The sequence below is a fragment of the Burkholderia sp. 22PA0106 genome (genome assembly GCF_047497155.1).
GTDB lineage: Bacteria > Pseudomonadota > Gammaproteobacteria > Burkholderiales > Burkholderiaceae > Burkholderia.
Map to the genome: position 1 here is coordinate 2,754,817 of NZ_CP163162.1, position 18,535 is coordinate 2,773,351.

Consider the following 18,535-nt stretch of genomic DNA (forward strand, 5'->3'; position numbering starts at 1 on the left):
GGACAGCAAGCGCCCGCCGCTCACTCCGCCGGTTGCAGGCCGCGGACGCGGCCCCGGCGCGGGGCGGCCAGGCGCTTGGTTTCGCGGCGTGCGCCGGCGGCCTGCATGGCGCGCTCGATCGCGAGCGCCGCATGCGTGCCGGTGGGTTCGCCGATCGACAGTTCGGCATAGTTGCGCGCATCGGCGGCCCATTGGGTGGCCAGCGTCGCGTAACGGCGCGCGCGTTGCGCGCGATCCTGCAGGCCCAGTGCCAACGCTTCGGAGCCCGACGCATCGGGCCGCGCGTTGCGCACGGCCTGGGCGGCACGGTGTTCGAGTTCGACGGCATCCGCATCGGCATCGTGCGCATCGCGCACGGCCGCCTTGGCGGCAGCCTGCGCCTCGCGCTCGGCGACATCGGCGGAACGGGAGCGCGACGACGGCCGCCGCACGCCGGCGGAGGCGGCCGCGATCATCGCGCCGTCGGCCGACGAACGGGCGGCGGCATCGGCGTTGGCCATTGCCAGCGCGACGGACGGCATGATGCGGGAAGCGGGGGACGTATCGGCACGGCGGGCACGGCGCGCGCGACGCGGCGCTTGCGGCACGGCCTGGCGCACGAACGCTTGTTGCGAATACGGATTCCGTCTTGCCTGACGGCCGGCGAACCAGACGCCGGCGGCAATCGCGACGATCGCGAAGCCGATCGAGGCAGCGATGAGCAGCAGAATATCTTGCATCGTCTGAGGTGAGATCACGGTTGGCGGCGCAGCCCGCCGGGATATCGGCCGGCGCTGGGGAGGGCGCCGGCAAGCGCGCCTACTATACCGCTATCGGCGTTTTTATGTAGGTATTCGCCCGGATGTCTCCGACATTTTTTTCGTAGCAGAAGATCCTCTGGATGCGCACGCAAGCAAGGTTCGCGATAACCGCCGGGGCAGTGTTTCGCGGCGCAACAATCGCTGCGATTAACACGCCGAATGGTTCTTTCGATTGGCCTGGCCGGCGTTTTGCTGCATTGCACGCAACCCGATTTGGGCATCGGCCCTGCGAATTCGCACGTCGGCCTCGAACCACACCGGTGCGCGTCACAGTTGACGTTTTCGCGCGCGGGGCCGGGCTCGAAATCAAAAATTGATTCCGGGTAAACTTGCCGGATGGAAAAGTGCCGCTACTGCGAAAGAATCCGCGACGAATGGGAGTGCCACGGACCGGCATGCCGGGACGCGATCGCCCGCGCGCTGAAACGGCAGCGGGCGGGCTTGCCGCTCGTGGCGAAGGTCATCCGCAATGAAATCCCGGCCGGCGCGAGCACCGGCGAAGTGATCTCGGTGCTGTCGCGTCAGCGCCTGCGCGCGCGGCGCGGCAACGAGGAACGCCGCGAGCGCAAGGAAATCGACGACGATCTCGGTTGAGCGGCCTGTCTCCGCCCTCGTACGCCGCACGCTTTACGTATTCCGACCCCGCTTACAAGTCGTCACAACCCCGGCCGAACGAAATCGGGCGAGCCCTGCCTCACCGGTATCGACTCTTCCTTGCCGAGGCCATGTGATGCGAGATTTCGACGCCCCGTCGCCCCGACTCTCCACCGCCGCCGTACACCGCGTGCGCGGCGCCGCCCTGCTCGTCTGGCTGTGCGCGAGCGCGGCCGCTGGCGTCGCCCCGCCAGCACTCGCCCAGGATGCCGCCAGCAGCGCGGCTGCCGCGAGCGCTTCCGCTTCCGCGCATGCCGCCGCCAAACCGGCCCATGCCTCTTCCGGCACGTCATCCGCCGCGAGTGCCGCAATCGCCGCGTCGGGCGCACCGGCTTCAAGCGCGGCATCGACACCGGCCTCCGCCGCCTCCGCCACGGAAGCCCCCGAAGTCCCCGCCGTGCTGCCGCCGCCCGTGTTCCACCCGGCGCCGGCCAATGCCGACGACGCCATCGCGATCACGAAGCGCGCCGTCGCGATGCGCAACGCCTATGCCAGCGAAGTCACGCGCCGGCTCGACGTGCCCGCCGATGTTCAGCATGCCTATGCACTGCGCCTGCAACAGGCGCTGGCCGCGAAAGGCCACGCCGATCTGGCCGGCGAATACGTGGTGCTGGTCGATCGCGCGCGCAACGTGCAGGCGCTGATGGTCTATTTCCGCACGACGCCGGCCAACCAGTGGGAATGGATCGGTGCGTCGCCGGTCGGCACCGGCATGCCGGGCCAGTACGACCACTTCGTGTCGCCGACCGGCGTGTTCGAGCACTCGCCCGTCAACATGGATTTCCGTGCGGAAGGCACCGAGAACGAGAACGGCATCCGCGGCTACGGCGCGCGCGGCCGCCGCATCTTCGATTTCGGCTGGGTGGACGGCCAGCGCGGCTGGGGCAAGGGCGGCATGTCGCCGATGCGCTTCCAGATGCACTCCACCGACCCCGACAAGCTGGAGCCGCTGCTCGGCATCCGTCACTCGAAGGGCTGCGTGCGGATTCCCGGCTCGCTCAATGCGTTTCTCGACCGGCATGGCATTCTCGATGCCGACTACGAAACGCGCGCCGCCGAAGGCGAGGTGCCGCGCGTGCTGCACGACGGCGATGCGCCGCGCGAGGCCACGCCCGACGCGGGCCGCTACCTCGTGGTGGTCGATACCTCCGCGGCGAAACGCCCGGCGTGGTCGCCGCTGCCGGGCCGCGCGGCCTGGCGCAAGGTGCCGAAGAGCGGCGACACGGCCGACTGATCAGGCCACGATGGCCGCTTCCCATTCCCGCACATAGCCGGGCACGGCGTCGGGCATCGCGCCCGGCCCCGCATCGGGCACCGGCGCGACGCGCGCCACGCCGAACGGCAGCACGCCGGCCCACACCGGCAGGCCGAGGTCCGCCTCGTCGTCGTTCGGGCCGCCGGTACGGACCTTCGTCACGGCTTCGTCGAAGCCGATCCGCAGCACCGTGGTGGCCGCCAGTTCCTTCGCATTGCCCGGCCGCGCCTCGCGGCTGCGCCCCGGCGCGAGCTGGTCGAGGAATACGTCGAGCACGCGCGCCTTGTCGGCATCGGGCACCACCTCGAAGCAGCCGTAGATCATCGCCGATCGATAGTTCATCGAATGATTGAACGCCGAGCGCGCGAGCACGAGGCCGTCGAGGTGCGTGATCGTCACGCAGGCCTGCGCGCCGGACGCGGCCAGCTTCAGCATCCGGCTGCCGTTCGAGCCGTGGATATAGAGGTGCGCGCCATCGCGCCAGCATGCGGTGGGAATGCAGTGCACGCCGTTCGAATCGGCGAACGCGACGTGGCAGACATGCGCCGCATCGACGATCGCCTCGAGCGTCGTGCGTTCGTAGCCGGCGCGTTGCGCCACGCGGCGGATGCGGGTGCGATCGGTGGGCGCGGCGGCGTCGGTCATGGCGTAACTCCATAAAACAAGGGGGAAGATTCCGGACGATACGGAAATCATGGCACCATGCGTAGATCCAGCTTCCCTCTCTTTTTTGGAACCACGATGGATTTCCGCGTTCTGCTGTCGACGGCCAGCGCTCCCGCCTCGCTTCACGGCGACAGCCGCCCGACGCGCCAGCACAGCCTCTACGCCAGCCTGCGCGAGGCGATCCTGCAACGCCGCATCGACGCAGACACGGCGCTGCCCTCCTCGCGCACGCTGGCCGAGGCGCTCGGCATCGCGCGCAACACGGTGCTGCACGCCTACGAGCGGCTCGGCGCGGAAGGCTTCGTGATCGCCGACCGGCAAGGCACGCGCGTGGCCCGCACCGGACTGCCGCCCGCGCGCGCCGATCAGGCCGCGCCGCTGGCCCTGCCGCCGCTGTCGAAACGCGCGGCCAGCCTGAGCCGGCAGGCCGATCGCCCGTATGCCACCGGCGCATTCGTGCCCGGCGTGCCGGCGCTCGACGCGTTTCCGCTGGCGGCCTGGCGGCGCGCGGTGGAACGCGCGTGGCGGCGCGTCGGCCCGGCCCAGCTCGACTATCAGCCGGGCGCCGGCAACCTGCGGCTGCGCCAGGCCATCGCCACCTACCTGCGCGTGTCGCGCGGCGTGTCCTGCGAGGCCGAGCAGGTACTGATCACCGACGGTTCCCAACATGGGCTCGACTTGTGCGCGCGTGCGCTCGCCGACGCGGGCGACATCGCCTGGATCGAGAACCCCGGCTACGGCGGTGCGCGCGTGGCCCTGCAGGCGGCCGGGCTGCAACTCGTGCCGGTTCCGGTCGACGCGCACGGCCTCGCGCCCGAACCGGCGCAATGGCGCGAGGCACCGCCGCGGCTCATCTACATCACGCCCTCGCATCAGTACCCGCTCGGCGCGGTGATGTCGCAGGAGCGGCGCGTCGCGCTCGTGCAGGCCGCGCGCGACGCCGGCGCGTGGATCGTCGAGGACGACTACGACAGCGAATTCCGCCATCACGGCACGCCGCTGGCCGCGTTGCAGAGCGCGGTGCGCGACGCGCCGGTGATCTACCTCGGCACCTTCAGCAAGGTGATGTTCCCGGCGCTGCGGATCGGCTTCGTGGTGGCGCCCGACGCGATCGCGCCGGCGCTCGAACACGTGTCGTCTGCGCTATCGCCGCGCGGCCGGCTCGCCGATCATCTGGCGCTCGCCGAATTCATCGAGGCCGGGCATTTCAGCCGCCATCTGCGCCGCATGCGGCGCGTCTACGCGGAGCGCCGCGACGTGCTGCACGACACGCTCACGCGCCGCCTCGGCGGCCTGCTCACGGTCTCGGCGGGCGATGGCGGCATGCATCTGTCGGCGCGGCTCGACGCCCCGGTGTCCGACCTCGAGGTGGCGCGCACGGCCGCCGCGCACGATCTCGTGCTGCGCCCGCTCTCGCCGTTCTGCCTGCCCGGCACCGATATCGCGCCCTACAACGGCCTGGTGCTCGGTTACGGCAGCGTGCCGGTCGAATCGATCGAGGCCGGCGTGACGCGGCTCGAACGCGCGATCGACGACGCGTGCCGGGCGACCCGCTCGCGACACGCGGCCTGATCGCGAGCCGGCGCACTGGCATACGCCATCGATATTGCTGCGTACGCCAAAACATATTGGTCAGACCGCCCGCTCGTGGCGTAGGCTTGTCGCCCAGTCGTCACGTCCCTGTCAGGGCTCCAGCACACTCGGTGGTCAAGAAATGAATCGTCGGTTCCGGTTGTCGGTCGTTGCGGGCGCGCTGTTCGCGCTCGGTCTTGCGGGCAGCGCCAGCGCGCACCGCCTCACACGCGACGGCGACACGCCGCCGCCCGCCACGGCGGCCGCCAGCGCCGCCGACTTCGCCACGCGCAGCGCCGTGCAGGATCTGCCGCTGCCCGGCGGCGAACATCAGCGCGTGCTGTTCTATGGCCCGGCCGGCCCGATGCGCGGCGTGATCGTGATGTTTCCGGGCGGCGCGGGCGACGTCGGCATCGAGCGCGACGGCACGCTGCGCCACGACAACAACTTCGTGGTGCGAACCCGCGAGCTGTGGGCGCGGCTCGGCTACGGCGTGGTGATCGTCGATGCGATCGGCACCAAGTCGCTGCGCGGCGAGCGCAGCACCGAGGCCTACCGGCAAGTGCTGCGCGAGATTCTCGAATACGCGCACACGCTGACCGACCAGCCGCTGTGGGCGATGGGCACCAGCCAGGGCTCGATCGCGGCGATGGCAGCCGGCTCGACCGCGCGCGACGGCGAACTGGCCGGCATCGTGCTGACCGAATCGGTATCGGTGGTGGGGCATTCGGGTGAGACGGTGTTCGACGCGCGGCCAGAGCGCGTGCGCGCGCCGGCGCTGGTGGTGGCGAACCGCGACGATGCCTGCACCGTCGCGCCGCCTGCGCGCGCCGACGAAATCGCCCGGTCGATGTCGCACACCACGGCCACCGTGCTGCGCGTGGAAGGCGGCGTGGCCCAGTCGTCGAACCCGTGCAGCTCGTTGTCGCCGCACGGCTATTTCGGCATCGAGAAACAGGTGGTGAGCGGCATCGCCCACTGGATGCGCAGCGTCGCGCCGCCCGCCTGATACTTCGGAGTGCGAAAGCAAGGATCGACGCACCCGCGCCGATCCTCGCCTCCGTTTCCTGCCTACTGCAACGCTTACTTCGCTTCGCCGGTCGCTTCGATGATCAGGTTCGCCACGGCGGCCGGATGCGAGAGCAGCGACACGTGGCTCGACTGGATCTCGATCGTGTGCGCGTGCATGCGCTGCGCCATGAAGCGTTCGAGATCGGGGTTGATCGTGCGGTCTTCGGTCGACACCGCGTACCAGGTCGGCTTGTCGTGCCACGCGGCAACGGTGGTCTTCGCCATCGTGATCGGCTTGCCCATCGGCTGTTGCACCGCGTAATAGACGCGCGCTTCCGACGCCGGCAGATCGCCCGCGAAATCATGCACGAAGGCCTGTTCCGACAGCTTGCCGAAACCGTCCTGCGACCATTGCAGGCCCGCCGACGCCTGGGCGGCCGGGAATTTCTTGGTCAGCGCCGGGTAATCCTCGCCGGCATCGGGTGCGCGCGCCGCGATATACACCAGGCCCTTGACCTTCGGATCGTCGCCGGCCTGGCTGATCACCATGCCGCCGTACGAGTGCGCGACCAGCAGCGTCGGGCCGTCCTGTTGCGCGAGCGCGCGCTTGACCGCGTCCACGTCGGCGTCGAACGAGGTGGTCGGGTTCTGCACCGCCGTGACGTGCAGGCCCTTGGCCTGCAGCAGCGGAATCACCTTGGCCCAGCTCGAACCGTCGGCGTACAGGCCGTGCACCAGCACCACGTTCTTGATCGGCGCGGCGGCCGTGTTGTCCTGCGCGAAGGCCGTGGCGGCGCCCGTCAGGGCGGTGCAGGCGAGGGTGGCGGCGATCAAGGATTTCAGCTTCATCTGACTTCTCCGGAAACACTTCATTGAGGGGAGTGGAACGCTTCGTTTGCCTGAGAGGCCAGGAAACGCTGCGGTACAAATGGGCGAACACAAGCACCTCGCGTTTTATTCCAGCGTCATCCAAAATATTTTTTGCGGCCGCGCCGAAGCACCGGATCGGGTGGCTCGGCAGGCAGCGGACGGCGTGCGCACGGGCATGCGCCGATTCGTCTAACCTGACACACGGTTCGTCGTCCACCCGCAGGCCGCCAGCGGCTCGCCGCCTGCCTTCGTTACAACACCCTTTCCGGAGTCTTTCTCATGCAGATCAACCTGACTGGCAAGACCGCGCTGGTAACCGCCTCGACGGGCGGCATCGGCTACGCCATCGCCGACGGCCTGGCCCGCGCCGGCGCGACGCTGATCGTCAACGGCCGCAGCGAGCGCTCGGTGGAGGCCGCGCTCGCGGCGCTGCGCGCGTCGGTGCCCGGCGTCGCCGCCTCGGGCGTGGCCGCCGACCTGTCGCACGCGGCCGGCGTCAAGCAACTGACCGAAGCTGCGCCGCACGTCGATATCCTCGTCAACAACGCCGGCATCTACGGCCCGAAGCCGTTCTTCGACATCGACGACGACGAATGGGAGCACTACTTCCAGATGAACGTGATGTCGGGCGTGCGGCTCTCGCGCCACTACCTGCCGGCGATGCTCGAGCGCGACTGGGGGCGTGTGGTGTTCATCTCGTCGGAATCGGCGCTGAACATCCCGGCCGACATGATCCAGTACGGGTTTTCGAAAACGGCGCAGTTGTCGATCGCGCGCGGCCTCGCCAAGCTCGCGGCCGGCAGCGGCGTGACGGTCAACTCGGTGCTGCCGGGGCCGACGCTGTCGGAAGGCGTGAAGGCGATGCTCAAGGACAGCGCCGATCAGCAAGGCAAGACGGTCGACGAAGTGGCGGTGGAATTCGTGCGCACGCAGCGCCCCAGCTCGATCCTGCAGCGCCCGGCCACGACCGAGGAGGTGGCGAACCTGGTGGTGTACGTGTGCTCGCAGCAGGCGTCGGCCACCACGGGCGCGGCGTTGCGCGTGGATGGCGGGGTGGTGGATACGCTGGCTTGAGTTCGAGGAGGCGGCGGGCCGGGTTGCGCTGCCGGCAGCGGCGTGGGAAGCAGCCTCGGCCGCCTGGAAACCCGGCAAGGCCTGACAGCACGGCGCAAGCGGCATGGCCCGCGCCGGCCGCGGCGCCCTTTCCGCTCGAAAGCGCGAAAGCTCGGTGGTTCGGTAGGCTTAAGCGCTCAACAGCCCGAAAAGCTCAGGCGGCGGGCGCCGCGCGACGCAGCAAACCCTTGCGATCGGCTTCCATGCAGGTGGCGAAGCCATGATGCGTGACGAAGCCGTGGCGGTCGAACACCACGTAGTACGGCTGGTGCTCGTTGCCGTGCTGGAGCATGTAGTTGTAGCAAACGCCGGTCCCGCTGCGCACCATCCAGACGCTGGACGGATTGCCGCCGGCGCCCACCACGCGCTGCTGGGTCGCACCGTGTTGCGACGCCGCCTTCGGCACCGGCAGGCGCGCGTAGGAGAACGAGGGATGCAGCCAGCCGAACCACGAGCAGCCGGACAACAGCAGGCTCGCAGCGACCGGCAGCACGGCGATGGAGGAACGCGGGGGCGTGGGCAGCATGCCGGATAGAACCCGGGCGGCGCGATCGGTTGTCATCCACGCATCCTAAAGCACCTTGCGGTCCTTTATGTTGAATTCTGTTGAGAACGGCGCGCGGCGCCAAGTGGTTGCGCGCACAAGAATAGCGCGCCAGAAAACCGCCCGCGCGTGGCGGGCGCGTGCTCAATCGATCCATTCGGTCCACAGCACGGTCAGCACCGTCATCAGCGCGGGGCCGATGAACAGGCCGAGCAGGCCGAAGGTTTCCGCGCCGCCGAGGATGCCGAACAGCACCAGCAGGAATGGCAGCCGCGCCGAGCCGCCGATCAGCACCGGGCGGATGAAGTGCTCGGCGATGAACACCACCACGAAGCCGAACACCGCCAGCCCGATCGCCCAGGCCGCCGCGCCCTTGACGATGAACAGCCAGATCGCCGCGCCGCTGAACACCACCGGCGCGCAGAACGGCAGCATCGCGGCCACCGCCGTGACCAGCCCGAGCAGCGCCGCATGCGGCACGCCGGCGAACGCGTAGGCCACGCCGAGCAACGCGCCCTCGCCCAGCCCCACCACCACGAGGCCCGTCACCGTGCCGTAGATGGCCGAAGCCATGCGCTGGATCAGCGACGCGCCGTTCTCGCCGAACGCGCGCCGAACGCCGCGCAGCAGCGAATCGGACACGCGCGGGCCGCCCTGGAAGATCACGAACAGCGTGACGAGCATGAAGCCGAACAGCACGGCCGCATGCACGATGTGCGAGCCGAACGCCCTGCCGTAGCTGACGAAGGCCTCGCCGTTCATGCCCTTCACGCCGGTCGGCGCGTGCAGCGGCTGCGCCAGATGCGCCTGCCACCACGCGCTGACCTGCTGCGCGCCGAACGGCAGGTGATTGACCGCGTCGGGCAGCGGAATGCCGTTGGTGCGCGCGTCGCGCACCCAGGCGAACACGTCGTGGAACTGGGCCGCGGCCTGCACCACGGCCACCGCCACCGGCACCACCAGCAGCAGGCCGACCGCCGAGGTCAGCAGCACCGCCACCAGCGTCTTGCGCCCGGTCAGCCAGCGCACCCCGTTGATCCGCCGCAGCGCCGGCCACAGCGCGATGGCGATCACGCCGGCCCAGACGACGGCGGGCAGGAAGGCGCGGATTACCCACAGGGCCAGCGCGACGAGCACTGTGTAGAGCGCGGCGAGCGCGATCGCCTGCGCCTTGGGACGCGCGGCATCCGGCGTCGGACGGGGGACTTGACTCATCGGGACACTCTCATCGAAAAAGGGGCGGCAAAACAAGGCCGTGCCGCCATCTTAAAGGACGATCGCGGGCGGCTTGCAAAACGCCAAAGGAAGGTGGCGATGGGTGAGGTCATTGCAAGGCGCGCGGCGGGTGGGCGGGAAAGGCGCGTTGCACGCCTCGTCATCGGTGCTTGAGCCCGCCGCCGCCTGTCGCGAGGCAGGCGCGGCAGGCGCGCGCTGCACGCCCCGCCTCGTGCATGTTCGGGTTCGGGTTCGATCAGAACGCCATCAACGCGAAATCTTCCTTGCCGACATCGCACAGCGGGCAGCGCCAGTCGTCGGGCACCTGCTCCCAGCGGGTGCCGGGCGCGAGGCCGTGCTCGGGGTCGCCGATCGCCTCGTCGTAAATCCAGCCGCAGATCAGGCAAACGAACTGTTGAAAATCGGTGGCCGGCGCGGCGCCTTCGCTGGCGTTGGCGGGTACGGCGGTTGCATCGTCATCGGCATCGGCGTCGTCGAGACTGAGCACGAGCGGCTCCATGCCCTGCACCGGATTGCCGGCCAGATAGGCGTCGAGCGCGTGGTAGAGCCGGTCGGCTTCGTCGGCGGCCAGTTCGATCTGCAACGGCTGGCCGGTCTCGCCGGTCAGCCGGCGCGGCGAAAACTGCAATTCCAGGGCGGTTCCTTTCTTGTACATAAGACAAACCAGTCGATTCAAATACCGAATGGTATCTGTATACTGACGGGCATTCAACCAACACCCACTCATTCCACTGGGAGACAGGCATGGCGAGGCTGACCCGCGAGGCAAGTCAGGCGCAAACGCGCATCAAGCTGCTGGAGGTCGCGGTCGCGATGTTCGCGCGCGACGGCTACGCGGCCACCTCGCTCGACCGTATCGCGGAAGTGGCCGGCTTCAGCAAGGGCGCGGTGTACTCGAACTTCCAGGGCAAGGAAGCGCTGTTTCTCGAAGTGCTGGAGGCGCACGGCCAGCGCAGCCTCGCCGATCTGCACGCGGCGATCGACGGCGCGGCCGCCTTGCCCGAGGCGATCGACCGGATCGCCGCATGGGCCGACCGGCATTCGCGCGAAGGCAACTGGCCGCTGTTGATCCTCGAATACGCGCGCCACGCCAAACCCGCCGATACCTTCCGCGAATCGCAGGAAGCCGTGTTGCGCTCGCACTGGCGCACGCTCGGCGAGCGGCTGCTCGCGCTCGACCCGGCGTTGCGGATCGATGCGGAAACGGTGGGCGCGCTGATCTTCGAGCTGACTTACGCGCCGGCCATGAGCTTCGTGAGCCGGCCGACCTCGGGCGACCTGCTGCGCACCGCGCTCGGTGGCGTGTTCGGCACGCTGCGCTGAAGCCCTGCATCGGGCGCCCATCGTTGCATAGGCAACTTGTTTCACGCACAACCATTCGCGCTCGATTCTTCCCGGCGACTTTCAACCACGCTTCCACCGAACCTGCGTCACGCCGTCGATCCGCTTGCACGCGACCTTCGATTTCCCCTGCATTGCTGCGCGCCGTAACGCGCTGCGGCGCAAGCTCGCCGCGATTGTTCCACTCATACGCGCAGCGCATCGTCTCATCCGCACAATGCATTGGACGCCTGAATACGCAGCCGGTAACTTGCGCGTCTGCCGTGCGCGCGCTCGCCCGAGCCGCGCCGCACGGCTCCGCTTACCTCACGCCCGCCTCAGGAAGTCCAAGATGTTCCGTTCCCCCGCCGCGCGCCTGCGCGTGCTGCTGCTGTCCCTGTGCTGCGCCGCCGGCGCACCGCTCGCCGCCCACGCCGACAACGTCATCGTGCTCGATTCGGGCGAAGCCAGGATCAACCTGATCGACGAAGCCACCCGCAAGGTGGTCGACACTCTGCCGGCCGGCAAGGAACCGCATCACCTGATGATCACGCCCGACGGCAAGACGCTGATCGTGGCGAACTCCGTGTCCGACAGCCTGATGTTCGTCGACCCGCCGACCGGCCGCGTCATCGGCACGCTGCAGGACATCGAGGATCCGTATCAGCTCGGCTTCTCGCCCGACAGCCACTGGTTCGTCACGAACGCGCTGCGGCTCGATCGCGTGGATATCTACCACTACGACGCGCCGCTGCACTTCACGCTCGCCAAGCGCCTGCCGCTCGCGAAAATGCCGAGCCACATGACGTTCTCGACGGACAACCGCACCGTGTACGTCACGCTGCAGGAGTCGGGCGAGGTGGTGGCGATCGACCTGCCGACGCAAACGGTGGACTGGCGCATGCACGTCGGGCAGGACCCGGCCGGCCTGTGGATGACGCCGGGCAATCGCTATCTGCTGGTCGGCATGACCGGCGAGGACGACGTGGCGGTGGTCGATTGCGTCACGCATCAGGTGGTGAAGAAGATCCACACCGGGCGCGGCGCGCACAACTTCCGCTCGCTCGACGATGGCCGCCACGTGGCCGTCACGAACCGCGTGGACAGCACCATCAGCGTGCTCGACTACACCGCGCTGACCAACACCGGCGACATCACCGGCCTGATGCCCGGCCCCGACGACATGGAACTGTCGGCCGACAAGCGCTTCCTGTGGGTCACGTTCCGCTTCTCGCGTCATGTGGGCGTGATCGACCTGAGCACGCGCAAGCTGGTCACCACGATCGCCGTGGGCCGCTCGCCGCACGGCCTGTTCTTCGCCGATCGCGCGCCCGTCTACGCGCCGAACCCCGACTGACGGAGGCCGTCATGCTCGATACGCTGCTGGCTTCGGCCGACAACCTGATCGGCGCCGTGCAAACCGGCGTGTTCGTCGATCTGGTGCAGCCGCTGCTGTTCCATGTGCATCTGATGGACTACGACGAGGACATCTACGATGCGCTGTACTGGGTAATCGTGGCCGTGTGCGAGATCGCGCTGACCTGGGCGGTGCTGCGCCCGCTCGAAGCCTGGCGGCCGCTCGAACGCTGGCCCGACCGCCGGCCGGTGCGCGCCGACATCTGGTACACCTGGATCGCCAAGCTCGGCGTGGTGAACGGGCTGTTCTTCGTCTATCTGCAACCGCTGTTCAATCACGCCGAAACCTGGATGCAGGTGCACCGCGTCTGGAACGTCAACCTCGACGAGTTCTGGCCCGGCGTGTCCGACCAGCCGCTCGTGTCGTTCGCGATCTACGTGGTCGCGCTCGATTTCGCCGGCTACTGGTATCACCGCTGGCAGCATCGCTTCGGCGTGTGGTGGGAGCTGCATGCCGTGCATCACAGCCAGCAGCGCATGTCGTTCTGGAACGACGATCGCAATCACTTCGTCGACGTGGTCGTGCAGGGCGCGTTCTTCGCACTGCTGGCGCTGCTGATCGGCGTGCAGCCGGGGCAATACGTGGTGCTGGTGGCGGTCAGCAATACCTTGCAGAGCATTCAACACGTCAATGCGCGAATCGCCTACGGGCCGCTGCTGGAGCGTTTGATCGTCAGCCCGGCGTTTCATCGCCGCCATCACGCGGTCGAATACGGCCACACCGGCGTGGCTTACGGCTGCAATTTCGGCGTGCTGTTCCCGTGGTGGGACATGCTGTTTCGCACAGCCGACTGGACCCGCAAGCTCGAGCCGACCGGCATCTCGGATCAGCTCGCGAGCGCGGCCGGGCCGGGGCGCGACTATGGGATGGGCGTGTGGGCGCAGAACGGGCTGGCGCTGGTAAGGATCGCGGCGCGCGTGCGTCTTGCGTGCCGCCGTGCGTTCATGGCGCGTTCGGCCTGAGGCGGCGCTCGTCTCGCAGCACGCTGCGACACGATAAAAAACGCCGGCCGCATCGCTGCGCCGGCGTTTTTTCACGCTTGCCGATAGATCAGGCCGCTGCCGCCGCCAGCGTTTCCCCCGCATGCGCGCGAGCACGCACCTCGGCCAGCGTCGTTTCCTCGAGCAGCCGCCCCGTATCGAACACGGTGTGCAGCGCCTCCTCCCATTCGCCTTCGATGCTGCGGTCGCTCCACTGCGCCGGCAGCGCGACGGTGCGATAGTCGCCCGTCGCGCGGTGACGCTGCAGCGTCAGCCGCCCCTGCTTCGAGCGCTTGCCCGGATCGGTGACCGGATCCTTGCCGACCGGCTGCCACGCCTCGCCGCGCCGGATCGCCGAGCACTTCATCGCGAAGCGCTGCGTGTCGCGATCGACCTGCTGCAACAGCGCGCCGCCCATGCCGAACACCACGTTGCCGGCCGAATAGCCGGCCGCGTCGAGCGCCGCCAGGATCGCCTCGATCGAGGCCTCGTTGACACCGTCGCCCTGAATCACGCGCACATGGTTCAGCACGCGGCGGCCCTTGCCGTTGACCGTCGAGCCGAACGACGCGTCGAGCGCGCGCACGGTGCGCAGCACGATGGTTTGCGGATCGCCCGAATCGGGCCGCACCACCAGCGTCGCGCCCGAATCGATCACGGCCTGCCGCAGCGGGCCGCCCCACAGGTCGAGCGCGGCGAACAGATCGTAGGAGTCCGACACGACCGAGACGAGGCCGCCCGGCTTGCCGCAACGCGCCAGCACGTTGCGATACGCGTCGGCCTCGCCGTCGCGGCCCCATGCGGTGATGGTGCTGTGCTCGGCGGCCGGCACCGAATAGGCGGCCATCGGCTCGCGGTAGCAGCGGTTCGCGGCCAGCACGCCGAGCACCGTGTCCGAACCCATGAAGCTGACCAGGTGCGCCGCGCCGCCGATCGCGGCCGATTCCGCGCTCGACACGCCGCGCGAGCCGAAATCGTGCAGCTTGAACGGCAGTTGCGAGAGATCGTCGTCGCCGCGCTCCAGATAGCCGCGAATCGTCTGGCGCAGGTGCCAGCTGCGCGTGGCCACCGTGACCGGGTACCAGATCCGCAGCAAAATCGTTTCGACATACGAAGCCAGCCAGAACAGCTCGGGATCGTCGCACTCGACCGTCATCAGCACGTTGCCGACCGGTACCACCGAGCCTTCCGGCACCGCGCGGATGCGCAGCGGAAGGTAGCCGTCGTATCTCTCCACCACGCGCCGCCAGCCGGCCTCGTTGAACGGCTCGCCGTGCAGCGCGAAGAACGCGCGCGCCTCGTCGATCATCGCGTGCGTGACAGGCCGGCTCAGGTGCGTCTCGAGCAGCATCTGCAGCCCGAAGAACAGCGTGCGCGCATAGCGGCCGCCGCGCGATTCGATGTAGGAAAACATCGCCGTGGCGTCGGGCGGATATTGCAGGAAGTGGGAAGCCTTGTAGGAATCCGTATCGAGAATCGGATTGGCGAGAATCGCGGCGAGGCCGCCGGCGTCTGCGGTTTGCATGGTCAGAGCTCCTCTGGACCGGGGGGAAGCCGCCGGGTCTGTCCCGGCGGACCAAACGCGCCCGGCTCGCGCCGGGCGGGGGATGCGGAGAAACGTTACAGCTTGCCGAGGAAGTGATACGCGATGTCGAAGTGATCCTCGAACATGCGGTCGCGCATCGTCTCGAACTCGTTGAGCGGCACCCAGCGCGCCTTGTCGGCGTCGTCGCTGCCCTTCACGCGCGGCAGGTCGCCGGTCGGGAAGTGGAACAGCGACGCGTGCGTGATGGTGCGCCCGCGCAGCGAGCGCGTGGGATGGTCGAACACCTGGCGATCCTTCAGCGAACCGCGCAGCACCGGCTCGGGCAGCTTGAGGCCGGTTTCCTCGCGCAGTTCGCGGATGCAGGCCGCGTCGAGCCGTTCGTCCTGTTCGACGAAACCGCCCGGCAGCGCCCACAGCCCCTGCCCCGGCGCGCTGCGGCGGCGCACCAGCAGGATGTGACCGGAGTGCACCACCACCGCATCGACGGTCACGAACGTGACCGCATACGGCGCGGCCGCCCACTTCCTGCGATACGCGGCGATGAATTCGGCTTCGGATTTGAGCTGCGCGAACTCGGGACGCGTGTGGAACGCCTCCAGCCACGCGAACACCGGCGCGGGCACGGCCCACGACACGAAGCTGTTGGGCCGCTCGGCGAAATACTGCTCGCGAATTTCGGTGGCCGAAATATCCTCGCTCGGCTCGACCTCGACGAACGGCCATTGCGGAAACATGCGCAGGTAGTACGAGGAAGCATCTTTCTCGTGGCCGATCAGGCCGATGTTCGCCTGCGCCGCATCGCCGCCAAGCGCGCCGGCCACCGACTGCTGGACCCAGCGCACCCAATCGGTGTCGTTGTAGGTGGAATCCTGCACCGGCACGATCTTCACGCGGGCGCGCTCGCTGTCGTCGAGCAGCGATTCGAGCATCTGGCGGCGCTCGTCGAACGAGAAGGGATCCTTGATGGTGCGCGGGCGGTCGGTCGAGCCGATCAGCACGCAAACGCGCGGCGATTGCGCCAAGGCGGCTTTCAGGACATCGAGGTGACCACGGTGAGGCGGCTGGAAACGGCCGATGAAAACGAGCGCGTCGAAGCGCCTGGACTGCGTGCTCATGAGGCTCCCTCAAGAGTGTGAAGTGCTCCGGGTCTATCCCGGAAACTGGCTGCCATCGTAATTCGATCGCACACCGAACGTCAATTCGAATTTCCAGGCGCGCCCGACGCAGGCCGGGCGCGCCTCGTTACTTCGGATCTCGAACCGTTACTTCGCCGGGCTGGCCAGCCAGTGCAGGCTGAACAGGCCGGCCGGATCGGTCCACACCGCGCCCGGCACGAAGCCCGCGCGCTCGGCCATCGCGCGGAAGCCGTCCACCGTGAACTTGCGCGAATTCTCGGTATGAATCGTCTCGCCTTCGACGAAATCGAACGCGCGGCCGTTCACGTGCACCGTCTGATCGCGGCGGCTGACCAGATGCATCTCGATGCGTTGCAGGTGGGTATCGTAGAACGCGCGGTGCGCCCAGTCGGCGAGTTCGAAATCGGCGCCCAGTTCGGCGTTCGCGCGCACGAGCAGGTTCAGGTTGAACGCCGCCGTCACGCCGGCCGCATCGTTGTAGGCGCGGTTCAGGATTTCGGTGTCCTTCACCAGGTCGACGCCGATCAGCAGCCCGCCGCCCGCCAGCAGCGAGGCCGTGCGGCGCAGGAACGTATCGGCTTCGTCGTTCGAGAAGTTGCCGATCGTCGAGCCGAAGAAGATGCCCACGCGCCGGTCCGGCACGCGCGCCAGTGCCTGCATCGATTCGGCCTGCAGATAATCGGCCGCGACCGGCTCCACCGCGAGTTCGGGGTAATGGCGGCGCAGCGCGAGCGCCGCGTCGCGCAGGTAGGCGGCGGAGATGTCCACCGGCACGTAGCTCGCGGGCGGCTCGCCGGCCAGGCACGCATCGAGCACGAAGCGGATCTTCGACAGCGAGCCGGCACCGAACTCGATCAGGTTCGCATCGGCGCCGATCGCCGCGGCGATGTCGGCCGCGTGCCGTTCGAGGATCGCGTGCTCGGTGCGCGTGGGGTAGTACTCGGGCAGCTCGCAGATCCGGTCGAACAGCGCGGAGCCGGCGGCATCGTAGAAGTATTTGGGCGAGATGCTGCGCGGCCGGGTGGCCAGCGCATCGATCAGATCGCGCCCGAACGGGTTGGAGGTGCGGGTGCGGGGGGCCGCTCCCGGATTCGCGCGGAACAGGTCAGAGGTCTCGTACAAGGCGCACTCCTGTGAATTGCCAGCGCGCGGCCGGCGGGAAGAAATTGCGGTAGGTCGGGCGCGCGTGGCCGCTCGGCGTGGCGATGCTGCTGCCGCGCAGCACCTGCTGGCCGACCATGAACTTGCCGTTGTATTCGGACGCGATGCCGGGCAGCGGGCGGAAGCCCGGATACGGGTCGTAGGACGAGCGCGTCCACTGCCACACGTGGCCGAGCATCTGCGCGATGCCGGGCAGGCCGAACGCGGCCTCCCATTCGAACTCGGTCGGCAGGCGCGCGCCGGCCCATTCGGCATAGGCCGCCGCCTCGAAGAAGCTCAGGTGCGCGACCGGCGCATCGGGGTCGAGCGGCTGCGTGCCGTCGAGGCCGAAGCCGAGCCAGCCGGCCAGCGGATCGCCGCCCGCCTGCACGCCGTCCTCGCTGCCCGGCAACGCCTGCCAGTAAGCCGGCGCACACCAGCCCTCGCGCTGCACCGCGGCCCAGCCGTCGGACAGCCACAGCGCGGACGTGCGATACCCGCCATCGGCCATGAACGCCGCGTAGTCGCGATTCGTGACGAGCCGGTCGGCGATCTCGAACGGCCGCACCAGCGCCTGATGGCGCGGGCCTTCGTTGTCGAACGCGAAGCCGTTGCCGTCGTGGCCGATCTCGACGATGCCGCCCGGATGCGCGAGCCAGCGCGCATCGGCGGGCAGTTCGGGCGCGCCCGTGAGACGCGGCGCGCCGCCGTCGTCGCGATAGGCCGGCCGCAGCGGGTTGACCGAGAACGCATGCAGGATGTCGGTCAGCAACAGCTCCTGATGCTGCTGCTCGTGATTGAGCCCGAGCACGATCTCGGGCGCGATCTCGACCAGCAGCGGCAGATCCGCGCCGCGCACCAGTTCGAGCAGATGCGCATCGACATGGCGGCGGTAGGCGTGCACCTCGTCGAGCGTGGGACGCGACAGCATCCCGCGCTGCGGCCGCGCATGACGCGGCCCGAGCGCTTCGTAGTACGAGTTGAACAGGAAGGCATAGCGCGCATCGAACGGCGTGTAGCCCGGCAGGCGGCGCTCGAGAATCACGGTCTCGAAGAACCAGGTGGTGTGCGCGAGGTGCCATTTGGTCGGGCTGGCATCGGGCATCGATTGCAGCACCTGATCCTCGGCGCTCAGTGGCGCGGCCAGCGCAACGCTGGCGCGACGGACTTCGCTGAGGTCCTGCTCCAGCGTCGACGCGAGCGTTTGCGCCGTCAGTTCGTTCTTGGTCATCGTGGCGTTCCGGAGAGGGAGAGGTGCCCGGTCGCGCGGGCGAG

At 68.6% G+C, this 18,535-nt stretch carries 18 protein-coding genes; 8 read left to right on the plus strand and 10 right to left on the minus strand.

What is annotated here, in order from left to right; translation table 11 throughout:
- Nucleotides 1-20: 20 nt before the first annotated feature.
- Nucleotides 21-719: a hypothetical protein gene (locus tag AB4850_RS11825; protein ID WP_414439990.1), complete on the minus strand. Its 699-nt coding sequence runs from the start codon at nucleotides 717-719 to the stop codon at nucleotides 21-23.
- Between the two features lie 417 nt (nucleotides 720-1,136).
- Here AB4850_RS11825 and AB4850_RS11830 point away from each other — a divergent pair, with 417 nt between their 5' ends.
- On the plus strand, nucleotides 1,137-1,394 hold the full coding sequence (locus AB4850_RS11830) for a hypothetical protein (protein WP_206127907.1): 258 nt from the start codon (nucleotides 1,137-1,139) through the stop codon (nucleotides 1,392-1,394).
- 136 nt (nucleotides 1,395-1,530) lie between these two features.
- Entirely contained in the window at nucleotides 1,531-2,688 is a 1,158-nt protein-coding gene (locus AB4850_RS11835; protein ID WP_414439991.1) for a hypothetical protein, read from the plus strand.
- Here the strand turns inward: AB4850_RS11835 and AB4850_RS11840 are convergent, their stop codons facing one another.
- Entirely contained in the window at nucleotides 2,689-3,354 is a 666-nt protein-coding gene (locus tag AB4850_RS11840) for a pyridoxamine 5'-phosphate oxidase family protein (protein WP_414439992.1), read from the minus strand.
- A 96-nt stretch (nucleotides 3,355-3,450) separates the two neighbouring features.
- Between AB4850_RS11840 and AB4850_RS11845 the strand changes: the two genes are divergently transcribed.
- Together AB4850_RS11845 and AB4850_RS11850 are read left to right on the plus strand one after the other, a co-directional pair.
- Nucleotides 3,451-4,947: a PLP-dependent aminotransferase family protein gene (locus AB4850_RS11845; protein WP_414439993.1), complete on the plus strand. Its 1,497-nt coding sequence runs from the start codon at nucleotides 3,451-3,453 to the stop codon at nucleotides 4,945-4,947.
- Nucleotides 4,948-5,089: 142 nt separating this feature from the next.
- Complete coding sequence (locus AB4850_RS11850) at nucleotides 5,090-5,956, plus strand: alpha/beta fold hydrolase (protein WP_414439994.1); 867 nt, start codon at nucleotides 5,090-5,092, stop codon at nucleotides 5,954-5,956.
- A gap of 74 nt (nucleotides 5,957-6,030) precedes the next feature.
- On the opposite strand, the gene AB4850_RS11855 is transcribed toward AB4850_RS11850, so the two are convergent.
- Entirely contained in the window at nucleotides 6,031-6,807 is a 777-nt protein-coding gene (locus AB4850_RS11855) for an alpha/beta hydrolase (RefSeq protein ID WP_414439995.1), read from the minus strand.
- Between the two features lie 300 nt (nucleotides 6,808-7,107).
- Here AB4850_RS11855 and AB4850_RS11860 point away from each other — a divergent pair, with 300 nt between their 5' ends.
- Entirely contained in the window at nucleotides 7,108-7,902 is a 795-nt protein-coding gene (locus AB4850_RS11860) for an SDR family NAD(P)-dependent oxidoreductase (protein WP_414439996.1), read from the plus strand.
- A gap of 193 nt (nucleotides 7,903-8,095) precedes the next feature.
- On the opposite strand, the gene AB4850_RS11865 is transcribed toward AB4850_RS11860, so the two are convergent.
- The 3 genes from AB4850_RS11865 to AB4850_RS11875 all read right to left on the minus strand — a co-directional run bounded on the left by AB4850_RS11865 (nucleotide 8,096) and on the right by AB4850_RS11875 (nucleotide 10,376).
- Nucleotides 8,096-8,467, minus strand: a complete 372-nt coding sequence (locus AB4850_RS11865) for a hypothetical protein (protein WP_414442017.1) — start codon at nucleotides 8,465-8,467, stop codon at nucleotides 8,096-8,098.
- A gap of 162 nt (nucleotides 8,468-8,629) precedes the next feature.
- Nucleotides 8,630-9,700, minus strand: coding sequence for an AI-2E family transporter (locus tag AB4850_RS11870; protein WP_414439997.1), 1,071 nt, complete (start codon nucleotides 9,698-9,700; stop codon nucleotides 8,630-8,632).
- Nucleotides 9,701-9,956: 256 nt separating this feature from the next.
- Entirely contained in the window at nucleotides 9,957-10,376 is a 420-nt protein-coding gene (locus tag AB4850_RS11875; RefSeq protein WP_414439998.1) for a rubredoxin, read from the minus strand.
- 89 nt (nucleotides 10,377-10,465) lie between these two features.
- Between AB4850_RS11875 and AB4850_RS11880 the strand changes: the two genes are divergently transcribed.
- From AB4850_RS11880 to AB4850_RS11890, 3 genes are all read left to right on the plus strand, one after another.
- On the plus strand, nucleotides 10,466-11,044 hold the full coding sequence (locus AB4850_RS11880) for a TetR/AcrR family transcriptional regulator (RefSeq protein WP_414439999.1): 579 nt from the start codon (nucleotides 10,466-10,468) through the stop codon (nucleotides 11,042-11,044).
- A gap of 349 nt (nucleotides 11,045-11,393) precedes the next feature.
- Complete coding sequence (locus tag AB4850_RS11885; RefSeq protein ID WP_414440000.1) at nucleotides 11,394-12,398, plus strand: beta-propeller fold lactonase family protein; 1,005 nt, start codon at nucleotides 11,394-11,396, stop codon at nucleotides 12,396-12,398.
- An 11-nt stretch (nucleotides 12,399-12,409) separates the two neighbouring features.
- A complete protein-coding gene (locus AB4850_RS11890) occupies nucleotides 12,410-13,420 on the plus strand; it encodes a sterol desaturase family protein (protein WP_414440001.1) in 1,011 nt (336 codons plus the stop codon).
- A gap of 88 nt (nucleotides 13,421-13,508) precedes the next feature.
- Here the strand turns inward: AB4850_RS11890 and AB4850_RS11895 are convergent, their stop codons facing one another.
- The 4 genes from AB4850_RS11895 to egtB form a co-directional block, all read right to left on the minus strand.
- Nucleotides 13,509-14,963 carry a nicotinate phosphoribosyltransferase gene (locus AB4850_RS11895; protein WP_414440002.1) on the minus strand — a complete coding sequence of 485 codons (1,455 nt, stop codon included), beginning with the start codon at nucleotides 14,961-14,963 and terminating at the stop codon, nucleotides 13,509-13,511.
- A 95-nt stretch (nucleotides 14,964-15,058) separates the two neighbouring features.
- Entirely contained in the window at nucleotides 15,059-16,099 is a 1,041-nt protein-coding gene (locus AB4850_RS11900) for a bifunctional nicotinamide-nucleotide adenylyltransferase/Nudix hydroxylase (RefSeq protein WP_414440003.1), read from the minus strand.
- 147 nt (nucleotides 16,100-16,246) lie between these two features.
- Nucleotides 16,247-17,224 carry an L-histidine N(alpha)-methyltransferase gene (gene egtD, locus AB4850_RS11905; RefSeq protein ID WP_414442018.1) on the minus strand — a complete coding sequence of 326 codons (978 nt, stop codon included), beginning with the start codon at nucleotides 17,222-17,224 and terminating at the stop codon, nucleotides 16,247-16,249.
- Nucleotide 17,225: 1 nt separating this feature from the next.
- Nucleotides 17,226-18,491 carry an ergothioneine biosynthesis protein EgtB gene (gene egtB, locus AB4850_RS11910; protein WP_414440004.1) on the minus strand — a complete coding sequence of 422 codons (1,266 nt, stop codon included), beginning with the start codon at nucleotides 18,489-18,491 and terminating at the stop codon, nucleotides 17,226-17,228.
- Between the last annotated feature and the right edge of the window lie 44 nt (nucleotides 18,492-18,535).